The 15,560-nt window shown below is 69.8% G+C and carries 11 protein-coding genes; 7 read left to right on the plus strand and 4 right to left on the minus strand.

Annotation, left to right across the window (positions count from 1 at the left end; all coding sequences use genetic code 11):
* Positions 1 to 87: 87 nt before the first annotated feature.
* From AC1VWI_RS06460 to AC1VWI_RS06470, 3 genes are all read left to right on the plus strand, one after another.
* Positions 88 to 1,350, plus strand: a complete 1,263-nt coding sequence (locus AC1VWI_RS06460; protein ID WP_499509962.1) for a PucR family transcriptional regulator — start codon at positions 88 to 90, stop codon at positions 1,348 to 1,350.
* Between the two features lie 309 nt (positions 1,351 to 1,659).
* Positions 1,660 to 1,803 (plus strand): hypothetical protein, encoded by a 144-nt coding sequence (locus tag AC1VWI_RS06465; RefSeq protein ID WP_499509963.1) that lies wholly within the window; start codon positions 1,660 to 1,662, stop codon positions 1,801 to 1,803.
* 29 nt (positions 1,804 to 1,832) lie between these two features.
* Positions 1,833 to 2,939: a PP2C family protein-serine/threonine phosphatase gene (locus tag AC1VWI_RS06470; RefSeq protein ID WP_499509964.1), complete on the plus strand. Its 1,107-nt coding sequence runs from the start codon at positions 1,833 to 1,835 to the stop codon at positions 2,937 to 2,939.
* Positions 2,940 to 2,995: 56 nt separating this feature from the next.
* On the opposite strand, the gene AC1VWI_RS06475 is transcribed toward AC1VWI_RS06470, so the two are convergent.
* Both AC1VWI_RS06475 and AC1VWI_RS06480 read right to left on the minus strand, forming a co-directional pair.
* Entirely contained in the window at positions 2,996 to 4,993 is a 1,998-nt protein-coding gene (locus AC1VWI_RS06475) for a SpoIIE family protein phosphatase (protein WP_499509965.1), read from the minus strand.
* Between the two features lie 295 nt (positions 4,994 to 5,288).
* On the minus strand, positions 5,289 to 6,083 hold the full coding sequence (locus tag AC1VWI_RS06480; RefSeq protein WP_499509966.1) for a nucleotidyltransferase domain-containing protein: 795 nt from the start codon (positions 6,081 to 6,083) through the stop codon (positions 5,289 to 5,291).
* A gap of 637 nt (positions 6,084 to 6,720) precedes the next feature.
* Here AC1VWI_RS06480 and AC1VWI_RS06485 point away from each other — a divergent pair.
* Positions 6,721 to 10,260, plus strand: coding sequence for a S8 family serine peptidase (locus tag AC1VWI_RS06485; protein ID WP_499509967.1), 3,540 nt, complete (start codon positions 6,721 to 6,723; stop codon positions 10,258 to 10,260).
* 104 nt (positions 10,261 to 10,364) lie between these two features.
* Here AC1VWI_RS06485 and AC1VWI_RS06490 read toward each other — a convergent pair whose 3' ends face one another.
* Entirely contained in the window at positions 10,365 to 11,375 is a 1,011-nt protein-coding gene (locus AC1VWI_RS06490; protein WP_499509968.1) for a winged helix-turn-helix domain-containing protein, read from the minus strand.
* 134 nt (positions 11,376 to 11,509) lie between these two features.
* On the opposite strand from AC1VWI_RS06490, the gene AC1VWI_RS06495 reads away from it, so the two are divergent.
* Together AC1VWI_RS06495 and AC1VWI_RS06500 are read left to right on the plus strand one after the other, a co-directional pair.
* Positions 11,510 to 12,478, plus strand: a complete 969-nt coding sequence (locus AC1VWI_RS06495) for an SMP-30/gluconolactonase/LRE family protein (protein WP_499509969.1) — start codon at positions 11,510 to 11,512, stop codon at positions 12,476 to 12,478.
* A 316-nt stretch (positions 12,479 to 12,794) separates the two neighbouring features.
* Positions 12,795 to 13,874 carry a PP2C family protein-serine/threonine phosphatase gene (locus tag AC1VWI_RS06500; RefSeq protein ID WP_499509970.1) on the plus strand — a complete coding sequence of 360 codons (1,080 nt, stop codon included), beginning with the start codon at positions 12,795 to 12,797 and terminating at the stop codon, positions 13,872 to 13,874.
* Between the two features lie 66 nt (positions 13,875 to 13,940).
* Here the strand turns inward: AC1VWI_RS06500 and AC1VWI_RS06505 are convergent, their stop codons facing one another.
* Positions 13,941 to 14,816 carry an NmrA family NAD(P)-binding protein gene (locus tag AC1VWI_RS06505; RefSeq protein WP_499509971.1) on the minus strand — a complete coding sequence of 292 codons (876 nt, stop codon included), beginning with the start codon at positions 14,814 to 14,816 and terminating at the stop codon, positions 13,941 to 13,943.
* A gap of 488 nt (positions 14,817 to 15,304) precedes the next feature.
* On the opposite strand from AC1VWI_RS06505, the gene AC1VWI_RS06510 reads away from it, so the two are divergent.
* A complete protein-coding gene (locus tag AC1VWI_RS06510; RefSeq protein WP_499509972.1) occupies positions 15,305 to 15,523 on the plus strand; it encodes a PLD nuclease N-terminal domain-containing protein in 219 nt (72 codons plus the stop codon).
* The last annotated feature ends 37 nt before the right edge of the window (positions 15,524 to 15,560 follow it).

Raw genomic sequence — 15,560 nt, forward strand, 5'->3', positions numbered from 1 at the left:
GCGTCCGTACGCGCTGCCGGGGGCATGCCTGTCCATCACCGGGCAGAAGAGCAAGAAGTTCATGAGGCCCGCTGTAGAATCGTGACCATGGTTGCGGAATATCCCGGCGCAGTAAAGCAACTGTCCGTGGTCGCGGAGAACGTAGGGTCACACCTGTCGGCGGTAAGCCGCGACATAGGGCAGAATCTGATTGCCGAGATCCCGGATCTCAGGGGCGACGAGACCGTCGTCAAAATTCTCCAGGCGAGCGTCACGGAAAACGTCGCCACCTTGCTGCACATTTTCGAGAACGACATTCCGCTGGACAACGTCGAGGGGCCCGTGGCCGCCTCGGAGTACGCCAGGAGACTCGCGCAACGGAATGTCTCCGTCAGCGCGCTGGTCCGGGCCTACAGGATCGGCCATTGGCGGTTCATGCAGTGGTGCCTCGATGAACTTGACCGGCAGGGCGCCGACAGGGATCTGTGGGCCGCCACCAATCGGCACATGTTGCAGGTGAGTTTCGGCTACATCGACCGGGTGACCGAGCACGTCATCGACGTGTACCAGTTCGAACGGGAGCACTGGCTGCTCAGCCAGACCGCCGTGCGCGCCGCGCGGGTGCGGGACATCCTGGCCGAGCAGGATGTCGACCTCGACTGGGCGGAATCGGCACTTGGTTACCGACTCCGGCAACATCACCTCGGAATGGTGGCTTGGCTGCCTCCGCTGACCGGTGAGGGAAATGGACTGTCCCGGCTCGGCCGGATGGCCCATGTGATCGCCAAGGAATTCCAATGCCCCGCCAGGCCGCTTTTCGTCCCTCGCGACGAGATTCTTTCGTGGGTCTGGCTGCCGTTCGGCTCGCGTGTCGATGTTCCCTGGGATCGGCTGTCGAATATCGCCGAGCGCGGTGATCATTCCGTGCACGCGGGTTTCGGTGGCATGGGATTCGGAATCGATGGATTTCGCTCTACGCACCGGCAGGCACTGCACAGTCAGGAGCTCGCGTCCATGGCCGACCCGGCACCGCGGTTCACCGAATACTCCCAAGTCGCTCCGGTCGCCCTCATGGCCGGGAACATCCAGGACTTGCGCACCTGGGTGCAGGGCGTCCTGGGTCCGTTGGCCACCGACAACGAGAGCTGCGCACGGCTGCGGGAGACCGTGCAGATCTTCCTGAACAACGGTTGCAGCTACACCGCGACCGCCGGCGCCCAAATTCTGCACAAGAACACCGTGCAGTACCGCATCCGGAAAGTCGAGGAGACGCTGGGACACCCTGTCCAGCTGGGGCACACCGATCTGGAGGTCGCGTTGCTCGCGGTCCAGTACCTCGGCTCGACCCTACTTCGCCCCAGCCCCGCATGACCGCCGGATCGGTGTCCGTGAGGTGTGGGCCACCGACTTCGTACGGTGAGACAAGGCTGTGCCTGTGGTCGCGGGCTCTTGGCTCGGGCCATGAGCGCACCTGTGCGCGGCAGGGCCGGAGTCAGCGGCCTCTGGACCACCCTAGGCTGCCTCGACAGAGGTCAACCACGACCAACGACCCTCCGACGAGTGATTGTGCGTTGGCAACAAGCTGTCGCCATGGATTCGTACGGTCAGGACATGGTCGCCGCCTCACCTCCTTCACACGCTGGACGGTCCAGGGCTGGTGAAGCGAGGAGGCTGATCGCGATGAATCCGGAGCTCGGCGCGCAGTTCGGGAACCACCACAGTGAGATCTTCATCGACGTGCTGTCCGGCGGGCTGCCCACTAGGCCCATGGTCGGGCAGAGCGCAGGCCGCGCCGGCGCCGTCGCCTCTGTCGGGCGTCGCTGATGGCGCGGCCGACTGCACCGCTCACTCAGGTGATCGCCCAGAAGGGGCTCTCCCCGCGGATGTGGGAAGAGGGCCGGCCGTTCTCGCCGGCGCTCCTGATTCCGCTGCTCGTGATCGTGCTGGACACGGTGACCGCAGCCTTCACGCCCCACCTGCAGTTCTACCGGTTGATCGGGGCAGCGCCGGCGCTGGCCGCCGCGATGTTCTCCGTGGCCGGCACTCTGGGCATCGGGCTGCTCGCCCTGATGGCCGGGTTCGCCATCTCCGCCGCCGACCACACTCTGGGCCGGACACCGGGCAATTTCACCGTGCTCGCAATCATTGTCGTCACCCTGGCCGCCGCTTACGCCAGCCGGGTACGGCAGAACCGGGAGCACACCCTCGCCGAGGTCCGCTCCGTGGCGGAGACCGCGCAGCGGGTGCTGCTGCGCCCACTCCCGCAGCACCTCGAAGACATCGACGTCGAGGTGCTCTACCAAGCCGCCGCCGCGCAGGCCCGCATCGGCGGCGATTTCTACGAGGCGATGCAGACACCGCACGGGGTGCGGCTGATCATCGGCGACGTCCGCGGCAAGGGACTTCCGGCCGTCGAGGTCGCCTCGGTCATCCTCAGCACGTTCCGGGTGCTGAGGATGAGCGCGCCCGACCTGCCGTCCCTGGCAGGACACATGGAGACCGTCATGAGCCACTACTCCCGAGACGTCCCCGACGACGCGCTGGAGCGCTTCGCCACCATCGTGCTCGTGGAAATCCCCGCCGGAGAACCGATCGCGCGCGTGCTCAACTGCGGCCACCCTCCGCCACTGCTGTTGCACGGCGACCAAGTGCGCGAGGTGGAACCCAGCGCGCCGTCGCCCCCCATCAACATGGCGGACCTCCTCGAAGACCGCTATCGGGTCGACACCATTCCCTTCACCGCCGGGGACCGCCTGCTGCTCTACACCGACGGCGTGAGCGAGACCCGCGACCGTACCGGGACCTTCTACCCCCTCGTCCAGCGCGTCCGCCGATGGGCCCTCGCCCCGCCCCGCCGGCTCCTCGACCTCCTCCACCGGGACCTGCTCGCCTACGGTCACGGGACCCACGACGACGACCTCGCCGCCCTCGTCGCCCTGCGCCTCCCTCCACACCCCTGACGCACCCCGGCACCCACGTGGGGGCCGTACAGAGGGTGCGCGAGGAGCGGGCGCCGTCACGTGCGCTGGATGACCAGCACGGCCACGTCATCGGCGTGGTCCACCGCGACCGCGGCGTCGAGGATGCGGTCGGCGGTCTCCTCGGTGTTCAGTCCGTCGTGGAGGGCTGCGCCGGCCAGTGTTCCGGCTCGCTCCAGTCCGGCTTCCAACGTCAGGCCCGGTCCTTCGACGACGCCGTCGGTGACCATGATCAGCGCGCTGTCCTTGTCCAGGGTGAAGGTCTCCTCGCGGTACTCGGTGTCGGGCACGACTCCAAGGAGCGGCCCGCCCGGCAGCTCGTGGATGCTGTGGCTGCCGTCCTTGTACGCGCACAACAACGGCACGTGGCCGGCGCTGGCGCCGGTGACCTGCCCGTCGTGTGGGTCGAGATGCAGCATGGTGCAGCTGGCGAATCGTGCCGCCTGCATCGTGACGAGCAGTTCATTGGTGCGCGTCAGCACGGTTGCCGGATCCGGTTCGTGAGCGGCGATCGCACGCATGGACAAACGGACCTGCCCCATGAGGGCCGCAGAGGCCACGTCGTGCCCTTGGGCGTCGCCGATCTCCACTGCGATGGCGCCGTCGGACATGACGAAGGCGTCGTACCAGTCCCCGCCGATGTCCAGCCCGTGCCGGCTGGGCCGGTAGCGGGCGGCGACCTCCAGGCCCGCGAGGTCCTCGGGCAGCGTGGGGAGCATGGTCTGCTGCAGCGCGGTGGCCAGCTCGACTCGTGCCTGCTGCAACCTGATGCGCCGCAGTGCCTGGCCTGCCAGATCGGCCAGCGTGCCCATGAGGGTCATCTCGTCCAAGGACGGCCGGTATCCGCTGCCATGGGTCACCAGCCACGCCCCGAGTGGCTGATTGCCGGCTTCGCTGAGGGGTGTGATGGAGACGGCGTAATCGGAGCCGAGCCGGGCGAGCCGCGGATATTCGGCCCCCTGCGGCCAGCGGTGGATGTAGTCCCTGAGACCGGCGATGAACTGTGGCGTGCCGGTGCGGATCGCTTCGGGCACCGGGCTCGGATGGTCCAGCGGCAGGCCGTGCAAGGGGCCGGCCTCCCACATGGCTATCCCGGCATCGGTGGAGACGCGCAGGCGGCCGTCGTCGACGAGCGCGAACAGGGCACCGGTGGCACCGAAGGTTGCGGCGAGCCGGGTCAGAGCGATCTGCTGCAGTTCCTGCTCCGTGGCTGCGGTGATCAAGGCGGAGGAGAAGTCGGCGATGTCTTTGGCGCGCTGCCGCTCTGCAGTCAGTGCGGCCTGCGCCTTCTCCTTGCGCTTCGCCTGCTTGGTGTCGTCGCGGACCACCCCGAAGATCCGCTCGGGTCCGCCGTATCCCAACTGGATTCGAATGGTCTGGGCGGCCAGTTGGTGCCAGGCGTCGTGCTGGGGGAGGTACCGCAACTTCACCCAGGAGGGTTGCCGGGTGGAGGTCGAGCGCAGGAGCTGCCGCAAGGCCTCCCGGTCGTCAGCGTGCACCGCCGAGATCACACGGGAAAGCGACACAGTGGGTGCCGGGAAGAGCGCGGCCAGGGAGGGTGCGCCACCGAGCCACTCCAGCTGGCGTCCCTGGGGTGCGTACATCCACAGGCCGAGATCGGCGGCCTCGGTGGCCAGCCGGAACGGGATCAACAGGCTCGCCAGGTCGTTCCGCGCATCCAGGGCGTGCACCCAGACCAACGGCTCGTCCCTTGCGGGATCCTTCACCTGCCGCGCCTCGATCAAGCAGGCAACGGGTGCGTCGCCCGGGCCGGGGAACTCCAGCACCCGCATCGCGACCGCCTTGGACCTGGCGGCTTGGGCCACGAGGCTCTCGGCCGACATCCGCTGGCTTGCGGGCAGCAGATCGCCGAAATCACCTCCCAGGCGCTGCTCATCGAAGTCACGTCCCAGGCACTGCTCCGCCGGCCCACCGAGCGCTGTGGCCATCGCAGCGTTGAGGCCGAGGATGGCACCGTCCAGCGTCAGAAGAGCCGCCGGGTCAGCCCCTCGAAGGAGTTCGTCCAAGGCATCCATTTATGGCTCCCCGACAAATACCAATGCGTCCTCTTCTCCATTTTCGCTCATTTCTCCACGACTTCTTGGCGGAAGATGTGTTTGACCACTTACGTCGAGTGACGGCGGCAGGGACTCCGCCGGAAGGCGGTAAGCCGCCCCGCCCCTCCCTTCATGCAAGGCGGCACTGCACACTCGCGGCCACAGGTGGCCCCGCCTGGTGCGACGCCTGGAGCAGCCGTACGCGGTCGACTGCGGTCTCCGGGTACTGCCGCCGGCCGCCGGCCGCCGAACAGTGCACACCGAGGAGACTGGCTCAGCTCGTCTGGTCGATGACGTCGCGGAGGTACTGTACGGCGAGCTTCTCGGCGCGAGGGTGACGTTCGATCGCCACTCCGGCCTCCTCGAGCCACCGTGTGTAGAGCGTGACGCCGGCGAGGAGGGCCCGGCCGGCGTCGTGCCGGTCGTAACCGCACAGGGTCGCCCGGAGGTCACGCGCCTCGTCCGGTGCGATGGATTCGAGATGGCGCACGCCGCGGGGGGCCGCACCCACCCGGAGAGCCGCCAGGGGGCCCAGTACGGCCTCGCGCAGGTAGCCGAGGAAGCCGATGACTTCGAACAGTTCACCGCGGCCGAGTTTCGTCGCGCCGTAGTGCAGCCAGGTCCAGAACCGGTCCTCGATCCACTGGAGGTCGAACGACGCGGTGGTCGGCGGGTGCTCCGCAAGTGAGGTGGCAAGGCGGCCGTCGCGGTCCCACAGGACGTGCGGGTCCTCGGTGCGGTCGGCGAAGTCGGAGCCCCGCACGAACTTGAAGTCGACGTGGAGGAGGGGCGGCCCGACGAGCGTGATGACCAGGCGGGGTTCGCCGACGTGCTCCCCGGTGAATCCGGCCACGAGGGCGGCCCAGGAACCGATCAGCGTGAGACGCTCCGCCATGACCGAGTCGAACGCCTCGTCGTCGATGACCACGATCAGGTCCACATCGGAGTAGATGTCGGGGTGTCCACCGGCGATCGACCCCGCGACGGCAACACCACTGACGCGGTCGTCCTGTCGGATCCGCGGAAGCACGTCGTCGAGGAACCGGCCGTGCAGGGAGGGGACGTCCATGGCATTCCTTCCGGTCGGGGCAAAGTCTTGCAACGTAGCAGGCTGTTGGACTGCATCTCCAAGGAGTTAGCGGCACGGACACCCCGGTGGCGGATCCCCACTCGCCCGCGCCGGCACGAACACGATCGAGCACACTGTCACCACCGTTTCCGTCGTTGCCCTCCCCCGCGGCAGGCGAGGGATGCGGCGCGCGTCCGCCCTGGCTGCCGCCTGCACCAACCGGCGCCCGGGGGCCACTTCTGCCGCAGGCGGGACGGCACGACACGACTGAGCGCCCACCGCGGAACGCATCGTTGCCCCGAGTTTCACAAGGTGGAGGCACCACTCTTCACAGTGAATTCATACGTGCATATGATCACGTCGCCCAGGTGACGCCACCCGCTGCGGTGTGACGCCCCTGGACGGCAGGGGGCGATCGTCCCCTGCCCGGACCCAACCAGGGAAACCCTTGAAGCGACACCACAGACGCTGGAGCGTGCCGGTCATCGCCGGCGCTTCGGTACTCGCCCTCACGAGCCCGATCACGGCTCAGGCAGCCGCCCCTTCCGACGCACCCACTCCATCACGCGCATCCGCATCCGCCGCGGACCATGTGCCCGCGGGCGAACACACCGTCACACTGATCACCGGCGACGTCGTGACCACCAGTCAGGCCGCCCGGGGCGGCGGACAGTCCGGGGGCACCGTCACCGTCCGCGGTGCCGACGGACTGCCGTCGCGGACCCGCACCATGACGTCGCGCGACGACCTCTACGTCTACCCCGAGTCCGCCCTGCCCTTCCTGACCCAGGGCACGCTGGACCGGCAGCTGTTCAACGTCACGGACCTGATCGCGGACGGATACGACGACGCGCACCGCGCCCGGCTGCCGCTGATCGTCTCCTACACGCAGCCCGGCGGCGCACGCCGCTCGTCCGCCGTCCCCGAGGGCGCGGCCCGGGTGCGGAACCTGGACAGCATCCAGGGCGCCGCGCTGACCGCGGACCGCTCCCGCGCGGACGACTTCTGGAAGTCCGTGGCCGGGGCGGCGGTGAGCGACGGCGCCCGGTCCCAGAACGCCCAGCCGTCCTTCGGCGGCGGCATCTCGCACATCTGGCTCGACGCCCCCATCCACGCCGACCTCGCCGACAGCACCACGCAGATCGGCGCCCCGCAGGTCTGGCAGGGCGGTGACACCGGGCAGGGCGTGGACGTCGCCGTCCTCGACACCGGCGTCGACGCCGGCCACCCGGACCTGGCGGACCGCATCGCGACCCGCCAGAGCTTCGTACCGGACGAGAACACCGACGACCACGCCGGACACGGCACCCACGTCGCGTCCATCATCGCCGGAACCGGTGCGGCCTCCGGCGGCAAGGAGAAGGGCGTCGCCCCGGGCGCCCGCCTGAGCATCGGCAAGGTGCTGGACAACCACGGCGGCGGACAGATCTCCTACGCCCTGGCCGGCATGGAGTGGGCGGCCGTCGACCGGCACGCCAAGATCATCAACATGAGCCTCGGCACCAGCCAGGTGTCCGACGGCACCGACCCGATGAGCCAGGCCATCGACCGGCTCAGCGCCCAGACCGGCGCGCTGTTCGTGGTCGCCGCCGGCAACTACGGGGAGGATCCGAACACGATCGTCGCACCGGGGGCGGCCTCCTCGGCGCTGACCGTGGGCGCGGTCGACTCGGCCGACTCGCTCGCCTCGTTCTCCAGCAGGGGCCCCCGTATCGACGGTGCGCTGAAGCCCGAGATCACCGCCCCCGGCGTCGACATCCTGGCGGCCAACTCCCAGTTCGACGGGAACGACCAGGGCGCATACCAGTCCATGAGCGGCACGTCGATGGCCACACCGCACGTCGCGGGCGCCGCCGCCCTGCTCGCCGCGGCCCATCCGGACCTCACCGGGAGCCAGTTGAAGGACCTGCTGGCCAGCAGTTCCCGGCAGACCCCGACGTACGACGCCTTCGAGGCCGGCAGCGGCCGGCTGGACGTCGCCGCGGCAGCACGGGCCGGGGTCTTCGCCTCGGCGACCGCCTTCGCCGCCCAGTACAAGGGCGGCGCCCTCCAGCGTCCGGTGACGTACACCAACGTCACCGACGCGCCGGTCGCGCTCTCGCTGTCCGTCGACGCGGCGCACGCCCCGTCCGGGATGTTCCGCCTGTCGGCCTCCCAGGTGGTCGTCCCCGCGCACGGCTCCGCCAAGGTCACGGTGACGATCGACGGCTCGGCGGGCACCGCCAAGGAGCACTACTCGGGCCAGGTGCTCGCGACGGACACGGCCGGCCGGGCCGTGGCGCACACCGCCGTCTCCCTCGGCTTCGCGACGATGCACAAGCTGACCCTGACGTTCAAGGACTCCGAGGGCAATCCCACGTCCGGCGACGTCATGCTGATCAAGGCAGGGAGCAAGGACCCCGTCCCGGTCGGCGTCGGCCCCTCGGGCACCGTGGAGATCTTCGTGCCCGACGACGTGTACTCGGCCCTGTCCTACCAGGAGGTCCAGGGCGTCCACGGTCCCCACTCCAGGGGCCTGGCACTGCTCGGCGACCCCGACGTGCTCGTGGACCGGGACACCACCGTCACGTTCGACGCCTCCAAGGTCAAGCGCATCGACATGACCACCCCGCAGCGCAGCGACGTGACGTTCCAGAAGCTGGGCTACAACCGCGTCATGAACGGCGTCAGGTCGGGTCTGTCCGCCGAGAGCGTGTACTACGACAGCATCTGGGCGCAGCCGACCACCCACGAGGTCACCCACGGGGACTTCCAGCTGACCGCCCGTTGGCGCGCCGAGAAGCCGGCACTGGCCGTCTCCACCCGTACGACCGAGTTCACCGGCATCCTGCGCCAGGAGGGCATCACGCCGCTGGCCAGGGGCACCTACAAGCTGCCGCTGGTCTTCGCCGGCCAGGGATCGAGCGAGGACTACGCCCACCTCGACGCGCGCGGCAAGGCCGTGGTGGTCCGCCACAGCGACGACGTCAGCGACCTCGATCAGGCGGCCAACGCGATCGCCGCGGGCGCGAAGCTCATGCTCGTCGTGGAGAACGGCTACGGCCGCCCGGTGCGCTCCTACGCGCCGCTCGGTCAGCGGCCCGTCGCCCTCGACGTCGGCCTGCTCGGCACCGAGGAGGGCGAGAAGCTCATCCGGCAGGCCGCGGACGGCGGGGCCAGGATCACCGTCGGCTCCGAGACCGCGAGCCCGTACGTGTACGACCTCGCGCACGCCTGGCACAACGAGATCCCGTCGAAGATGACGGTCAAGGGCGACACGAAGAACCTCGCCCGGATCGACGTCACCTTGGCGAGCCCGAAGCCGGACGTTCCCGGCGCCGAGTTCCGCTTCGAGTGGCTCGACGGCGTCGACTGGTCCTCCGGCCCCATCATGCCGGAGCCCGCGAACGGCAAGCGGACCGACTGGGTCTCCACCGACGGTGTCCGCTGGCACCAGGAGGTGTTCGCCGAGTCCATCGGGTTCGAGGAGGGAGCGAAGACCGCCTACCGGGCCGGCAGCAGGCAGTCCGAGGAGTGGTTCAAGCCGATCCAGCGCCCCTTCCTGAACGACGCCTTCTTCAACAACCTGCCGCCCACCCGCAACGGCAGCCTCCTGTACGTCGACATCCCGGCCTGGGGCAGCGGCAACCACGTCGGGTGGAACCAGGACCCGGCCGTGACCCAGCAGCAGACGCTCTACCAGGGCAACACCCAGCTGGGCCAGGGGAACTTCACGAACGTCTGGGGAGACGCCCCCAGCCGCGGCAAGCTGCCGTACAAGCTGGTCGTCACCGGCGAGCGGGACGTGACCTACACCCCGTACTCCTCCCGTACGCGCACCGAGTGGGACTTCACGTCGGCGCAGCCGACCGATGCCGCCACCGTGGTGCTGCCGCTGGTGCAGCTCGACTACCGGATCGGCACCGACGCGGCAGGGCGTGCCGGGCGGCACGACACCCTGTCCGTCACCGCCGCCCACCTGCCGGGCGCCAGCCTCGCCGGCAAGCTCGGCGCGGTCGGCGTGGAGCTGTCCTACGACGACGGCCGGACCTGGCACAAGGCCGCTTGCGGCAGCGACGGGCGGTTCCGCCTGGACGCCCCGGACAAGGCGTCCTTCGTGTCGCTGCGGGCGACCGCGAAGGACTCGGCGGGCAACTCGGTGCACCAGACGGTGATCCGGGCCTTCGGCCTGCGCTGAGGCGCGGCCGTTCACGCACCCGCCACGGGTGCGGTGCGGCCGGTCCGTCCGCGGTGGTCCGGCCACCGCGGACGGACCGCGCACACGCTCGCGGACGACACGGCCTAGCGGAACGCCGCGGGTGGCTCGCCCGACAGCAGGGCCGTGCCGAGCGGGGTGAGGCTGTGGAGGACGGCGATGCCGATCCGGGTCGTGCGCACCAGCCCTGCGTCGCGCAGGACGCCGGCGTGCTGGCTGGCGGTCGCGAGCGAGACCCCGAGCCGCTCGGCGAGCGCGGTGGTCGTCGCCGGATCGCGCAGGGCCTGGAGAACGGCTGCCCGGGTCCGCCCCAGCAGCGGTCCGAGGGCGGCCCCGGGCGGGGCGCCCGGGTCGGTGGAGGGCTCCTGCAGGTGCATCGGGTAGGCCAGCACGGTCGGTTCGCCGGGCTGGTACCTGATCATGGGGCCGGTCGCGAACCAGGACGGCATGAGCAGCAGGCCCCGGCCGCAGAGCGGGATGTCATACGTGTTCCGGGACGGCAGGTGGAGCACCGGGGGTTCCCAGCGCCAGGTGGGGCCGAGTGTGGTCAGCAGGGCGTCGACGCCGCCGCGTAGCAGCATCTCGGCCCGCAGGGCGCGGTCCGCCGCGCCGTCGGTGCGGACCCGCGGCCACAGGGGGGCGATCGAGGAGGCGAAGTAACTCCGCAGGTCGGCGGTGAGGACGCGCCGTGCGGCGGCCGATCCGGCGGCGAGCTCGAGCGACCAGCGGCTGGGCGGCTCCTGCGCGCCGCCCCGGCCGCCAGGGTCCCGTGGAAGCCGCAGGTCCTCGGCGATGCGGGCGGCGGGGGTGCGCCCGGCCAGGTCGACGGCCGTGGCGAGGTCCCCGGCGGCGGGCTGGAGCAAGAAGTCGGGCACGTGGCCGTCACGGGGCACCAGGTCCAGCAGGACCCCGGCGCGGTCGGCGAAGCTGCCGTTCACCTGGCGGCGCCACCGCCCGGCGGCAGGGTGCGCCCGGCCCGCTCCGGCGGTCGCGGTGCGCAGGCCGCGCACGCTGAGGACCGCCTCCCACAGGGCGTTGGGCGCCGGGGCGAGTGTGATCCGGCACAGGTCGGCGGCGTCGAAGTGTAAGCGGATCACGCCGACCGATTATGGGCCAGGCGGAGCCTTTCGCCTAGACGTGAAAGGCGATGCGGCCGCCGTACGGCCCCGGGCAGGCTCTCGGACGTCCCCGCGTCGCGGGGACGTCCACCACGCACCCGGAGGTAGCCACGATGCCCGGCTCCACCCGACTTCCGCGGCTCGGCGCCGCGGCCTTGCTGGCCGGCCTTGCGGCCCTGCCCGCCGTCCCTGCCACCGCGCACGAACTGCCGCGCACCTACGTCGTCTCCGAGGCTCGCGGGGTGCTGCCTGAGGGGATCGCGATCGACCGCGACGGCACGATGTACGTGTCCTCCGACGGCACCGGCGCGCTGTACCGGGGCGACGTCCGCACCGTGCGCCTGCGGTCGTTTCGGGCTGACGGCCTGGCGAACCGCCCGAGCACGCTGGGGGTGCACACCGACGGCCGGGGGCGGGTGTACTCCGTCGGAGGAGGCGAACTGACCGTCCACGACCGTCGCGGCCGACTGCTCGCCACGCGCACCGCGCAGGGCGGTCCGCTCGGCGCGCCGGACCTGAACGACCTGGTGATCACCGACGACGCCGTCTACGCCACGGACTGGGCCAACCCCGTGGTGTACCGGGCCGCCCTCCGCCATGGCAGGCTCGGGCCCCTGGAACCGTGGCTGGACATCCGCTCGGCCTTCCCGCAGTTCCCCGCGCAGTACTGGCTGCTCAACGGCATCGTCGCGGACCGGTCGGGCAGCACACTTCTGGTGGCGTCCAACGGGACCGAGGCGGTGTGGCGGGTGGACGTCGCCACCGGTGAGGTCGTCCAGCTCGATCTGGGCGGCGCGTCCTTCGGGGCCGATGGGATGCTGCTACGGGGGCGGACGCTTTACGCCGTGCTCAATTACGGCGCCCCGAACGGCGTCTACATCGCCGAACTTGACCAGGGTCTGCACGCAGGCACGGTGACGCACCGCATCACCGGCGAGCCTTTCGACCTGCCCACCACCCTGGCCCGCCACGGCTGCCGGCTCTACGTCGTCAACAGCCAGAACGACGACCCGCCGGGACAGCCCCCGTACACCGTGAGCGCGGTCGACGACCCGGTGTGCGCGGAGGCGGCCAGACCATGAGGGGACGGGCCGTCGACGAGATCTGCCGGACGCGTTCCGACGTGAGGCCGGGCCGGCGTTCTCCTTCCTCGTGTTCCTCGTGGAAGAAGGAGTTCACCAGCAGGCCACGAGCTTGCGGCGGCCACAGCCCGATGAGCGGCAGCGGCCCTTTACGGAGCGAGCGCTGCGCTCGGCATGGGTCAGGCCGTGCCGGACGCTCGGCGGTGCGATCGGCGCTGCACTGGGGCAGGCTGAATGCATGCGGTCACCGTCCTGCTCGTCTCCCGGGCCGGGAGCGGGCGGCCATAGCGGGGTCCTCCTGACACTCACGCAGGCTGTGCCCTTCGTGATAGCGCTGGGCGTGCTGGGGATCGAACTGTCACCTGCGCATTTCTTGATGACCGGCCCCCTCCTCACCGCCGTGCCGGCGCTGGCAGCGCTGACGATGGGCCCGAAGGGCACCCTGTCGGCGGCGGCTGCCGCCTTGGTCGTCAACCTGACCACGGCCACCTACAACCATGCGTGGGGAACCCATCTGGTCTTCGGCAACCTCGTGGGTCTGCTGGTGGTGTCGATGGCCAGTGTGATGCTGAGCAAGGCGGTGCGTGCGCGTCGGCGCAGCGAGCTCGACCAGGTCCGCCGTATCGCCGTGGCGGCACAGGACGTCATCCTGCGGCCTGTTCCGGCGCGGCTGGGTCCGGTACGGACGGCCAGCTTGAGCCTCGCGGCGGGGACGGGCGCGCAGGTCGGCGGTGATCTGTACGAGGCGGTGCTGACACGGTACGGCGTCCGGCTGATCGTGGGGGACGTCCGCGGCAAGGGGCTGAACGCCATGCGAGCGGTCGCGGTGGCGCTGGGTGCCTTCCGGGAAGCCGTGCACTACGAGGACGACCTGGTGAAGGTCATGGACCGCTGTGGGGCCGCGCTGCTGAGGGAGGCGGACGTGCCGGGGGCGTTCGGGCAGGAAGCCGCGCTGGAAGGATTCACCACCGCCCTGCTGGCCCAGGTGCCGGACATCCCGGGTGAACATGTGGTGGAGCTGATCAACCGTGGCCACCCGCCCGCGCTGCTGCTGCACCAGGGCAAGGTGCAGGCCCTGACGCCCTCCTGCCCGCTACCGCCCTTCGGTCTGGAAGACCTCTGCACCGGGCCTCCGCCCAAAGCCGAAAGCCATCCGTTCCTCCCCGGCGACCGGATGCTGCTCTACACCGACGGCGTCATCGAAGCCCGCAACCGCGACGACGAATTCTTCGCCCTGCCCGAAGCAATGGAAGCGCTGCACGCCACCACCCCGGAGGAGTTCCTGGAACAACTGCACCAGCGGCTGCTCCACCACACCGAGGGCCATTTGAGCGACGACGTGGCAGTGATCCTCGTCGACCTCCCCGACGGCCACTCCGACGATCCCACGCACTGAGGTCCGCGGCGTACGGTGCCGGCGTTCGAGGGCTCGCCGTGCTGCGGGCGATCTCAGGCCGGCCGGCTACGCGCTCGGCTTGATGTGGTCGAGCTCGAACGCCGGGCGGTGTTCGGTGATGAACTCCTCGACCGTCGTGAGCGGCTGCCCGTTGATGCGCGGGGCCGTGTCACTGATGCCCGCAAGGCGGCCCTCGTGCTGGTCGAGGGTCACGGCCTCGAAGTGCCTGAGCTTCGCCATGTCCTGCCCGATACCGAGCATCTCCAGGAAGGTGGCCACGGTGACCTGCTCGAACGGAAGGTCCTTGCCCAGCACCCGGCCGACCTCGGCCGCGAGCTCTTCGTGGCTGTATTCCACAGGGCCGGTGAGGGCGTAGACCTGCCCGGCGTGCTCTTCGGGCGAGGCGAAGATGTTGGCGGCGGTCAGCGCGATGTCGCGGCCGGCGATCGGGGCGAAGCGGCTCTCCTTGTCGAACGGCATCACGTAGCGGCCGTAGCGGATCAGCCCGGAGATGTAGAGCAGCCACTGCATGAAGAACGTGACCCTCAGGTGAGTGGTGGGGACTTCCGACCAGTCGAAGATCTGCTCGGAGAGCCAGTGGTTCTGCGTGGCCTTGCTGCGCGCGTGGGGCCGGGACTGGAAGTGCGACATGTTCACGATGAGCTCGAGGTCCTCCTCCTTGGCGGCCTGGGCGAACATCACTGCGGCCTCCACCAGTCCCTCACCGAGCGGGTAGTTGAAGTAGGCGCGCTGGACCCCTTCCAGGGCCTTACGAACGTCGCGGAGGTTGAGCAGGTCTCCGAACACGACCTCGGCGCCCTTGTCACGCAGCCGCTGTGCCCGCTCGTCGTCCGTGCGGACCATGGCGCGCACGTGGAAGCCCTCCGTGAGCAGGTAGTCGACCATCGGACGGCCGGTCTCGCCGTTGGCTGTCGTGATCAAGATCGTGATCATTGATTCTTCGCCTCTTTTTCGCCGGTGTTGCCGGTGAGGGCTCGGGATCCCCGGCGCCACGCGGGCGCGGCCAGTGCCCGGAGATCCGTCACCTACCGAGGAGGAAACCTCCACGGGTGGACAGCACTGCCTGCGGCCGGACCTACGACAATAGATTACATGTGGCATCTAAAAAGGGCAAGGGTGGCGCGCCACTCCGCGCAATCACGCACCCCGTCGCCGGGCCGTGACGCCCGCTGCTGCCGTTCGTTGAATCCCGGGAACGAGACACACCCCCAGCACGGGACCCCGGCCGCCATCTGCCGGGGTCCCGTGCCGTGCCGGACCGTCACCGCGCGTGTCGTGTCTTCCTTCGTGGCCGTAGACCGTCAGAGGGTTTCTTCAGCCCCTTGGGATGCCCGTTAATATGACCATCCAGTGGGGCCAGGCCGTGCCGCACCGAAGCGGGCAGCCGCCCTTGCACATGAGGTGACCCGATGACGTCGGTGCCGGTCTACGTGATGTACGCAATAGTCGCGGCGTTGTACGTCTACGCCCTGGTCGACTGCATCAGGACCCCTGCCGCACGGATTCGGACGCTGCCCAAGGCGGGCTGGCTGGTCATCATGGTCCTGTTCCCCATCGTGGGCGCCATTGCCTGGCGGAACCTGGGCAAGCGGCCCGCTCCTGTCGAGGTCCGGCCCTCTACCGCCTGAGTCGGCCGCACGCCGCTCCGCCGTCCGGTCGTAGAGC

It is taken from the genome of Streptomyces sp. TOM-9 (assembly GCF_056858595.1).